Source organism: Halopseudomonas oceani (assembly GCF_002903165.1).
Classification (GTDB): Bacteria; Pseudomonadota; Gammaproteobacteria; order Pseudomonadales; family Pseudomonadaceae; genus Halopseudomonas; species Halopseudomonas oceani.
In genome coordinates this window covers 1-2,075 of record NZ_PPSK01000052.1, presented here as the reverse complement: position 1 = coordinate 2,075, position 2,075 = coordinate 1, and the positions used below count along the sequence as shown (strand labels likewise).

Sequence of the window (2,075 nt, the reverse complement as noted above, 5' to 3'; positions counted from 1 at the left end):
CCGGGTGTTGCAGGGTTGGCAGTAACCTATTGTTTTAAAATATTTTTTCAATCGATCGGTTTGAGCATGGAGTGGTGATATGAAGAAGTCACTGATATGTAATGATGAAGCCGTCGGTCCACTCAACTGTTAAAACTCAAAGGCAATACCGAGCATGAAAACACTAGCAGAGTTGTCGTTCGAATATATGTGGCTTCTTATGTTCGAGGGCGAGGAAATAATCGATCTAGATTACTCAGTAAAAATTCAAGAGAGTCTTCCAGATTATTTTGCAGCAATGACAGAGGACGAAAAGCGAGCCCTGTCCGAAGTTGCAAAAGAAGCTCAATCAAGGCTGCTGGCTGAGCCCGATGAGCATGGGTGCACGCCTCGTGCGCTAATTACTGATGAGCAAAAGGCGTTTATGGAGGCGCTGTCATCCGGGGAGCTTTTTGAGCAATGGGCGTAAAAGTTTTAACAAGGCCAAGCAGCATCGCCCCTTCGGGGCTGGACCTCGCTACGCTCGGCCGCTGTTGGCAGCGTTAGGCAAATATATGACTGAGCTCACGAGGGCGATTGTTGCGCACGACCACAAAGCTATTGAGAACGTAGTTTCGACAAATCCCGAGCTGATCTGGCAGCGCGAGAATGGCTGGCTGCCAATAGAGTGGGCTGAGAAAACGGGAAATGTTGTTACGTTTGCCCGGGCAGCGAGGATTATGGGCTGCGATATCAATAGGGTGGATGCAATTAAATATCTGAAAAATTACCTGGCGATGACTACATCCACCGAGTACGAGCCAATTGCTGCAGATGCTGCCGTCAAAATGGTATGGAGCAGTTTATTCTCAGGGGCTGAGTATAAGGTAGATCGCTGGAAGAGACCGCTTATTGCAACCGAGGCGCACGCAGACGACTTACGCTTCCTTATAGCTACTGCTGGCATTGAATGTGCTGAGCAGCTTAGAGGGCTTGTCGAGAATGCCTAACAATCGCAGGCACAGGGACAAAATCTCCGCTGCGCTACAATTTTGCCCGTGCTGCGGGCGTTACGTGTAAAGAGCAATGAATATACCTGAGAGTATGAAAGAAGAGTTAGGGGCATGGAATAATGGCAAAGGCATAGACCTTGAGTCATGGATTTCTTGCAGTGGGAACTTTTCATTGGCGGTAGGCTATGCTTCCATATTCTGCCCAGAATTCGTTGAGTTTGAAGGTTACATATTCGAAGGTGAAGATTTTTGTGAAGAAGCTATTTCAAGTCTCCGAGGTTTTGAGAGCCAGGAAGGTAGCACGCCTAAATCAGTTGAGTGGGTAATGAACCATCTACATATAGCAGATCTTCACTATTCAGGCTGTGAAGATCTAACAGCAGACAAAATTCTCATCTTAGGTGAAAAGCTCAAAGCAATTTATGAAGCTCGGCTAGCGCACTTATTTCCTGATAAACCTTGTATCGTTGACTTCTACAAGCCTGAAGATGAGCAAGACCTAGAGGATTATCAGTTATCATTTTGGCAAAAGAAACACGAGCCAGAAAACTCGTAACAAGGCGCTGCTGTCGGACAACTTTTCCGCTGCGCTCCAAAGTTGCCGCAGAGCGCGGCGTTAAGTGCTATGAGTGAAGAATACGCAGGTTTATCCGGTGAAATAGAAAACTGGCCTAGTAAAGATGAAATGTGCCAGATATTAGAAGCTGCAAACCTTTCGCTTAATGTCGGAGAATATGCGATAAGAATTCAAGGCTTCGATCACTTTGTATTCCGAGAGTTTGGTGGAGATCTGGGTGCACCCTGTATCACAGCTGACGAAGAATCAGCAGAAGAGTTAATAAGGCAGTCCAGTATAGTATCAAAAGCTCTCACGGTTGCTGGGCTGCGACATAGATTTGAAGTTTATGACGGCAATGATGAGCTGGTAGCTTATCATCACCATAATTGGCCTAAAGACTGGTAGCAATGGCACTTAACAAATCAATCAATGTCGCCCCTTCGGGCTGGACCTCCAAACCGCTACGCGGTTTTCCGGCCCATTATTGAGGCGTTATGCAGATCGAATAGTTACAGGTACCATATGGAAGTTGTAGATAGTGAATC

4 protein-coding genes are annotated in these 2,075 nt (G+C 46.4%); all 4 read left to right on the top strand.

What is annotated here, in order from left to right; genetic code table 11:
• Window positions 1-154 precede the first annotated feature (154 nt).
• The 4 genes from C1949_RS19170 (at window position 155) to C1949_RS19340 (ending at window position 1,935) form a co-directional block, all read left to right on the top strand.
• On the top strand, window positions 155-448 hold the full coding sequence (locus C1949_RS19170) for a hypothetical protein (protein WP_104739962.1): 294 nt from the start codon (window positions 155-157) through the stop codon (window positions 446-448).
• Window positions 449-533: 85 nt separating this feature from the next.
• Entirely contained in the window at window positions 534-968 is a 435-nt protein-coding gene (locus C1949_RS19165; protein ID WP_104739961.1) for a hypothetical protein, read from the top strand.
• Window positions 969-1,062: 94 nt separating this feature from the next.
• Window positions 1,063-1,527, top strand: a complete 465-nt coding sequence (locus C1949_RS19160) for a hypothetical protein (RefSeq protein WP_104739960.1) — start codon at window positions 1,063-1,065, stop codon at window positions 1,525-1,527.
• Between the two features lie 69 nt (window positions 1,528-1,596).
• Complete coding sequence (locus tag C1949_RS19340; RefSeq protein ID WP_146040366.1) at window positions 1,597-1,935, top strand: hypothetical protein; 339 nt, start codon at window positions 1,597-1,599, stop codon at window positions 1,933-1,935.
• The last annotated feature ends 140 nt before the right edge of the window (window positions 1,936-2,075 follow it).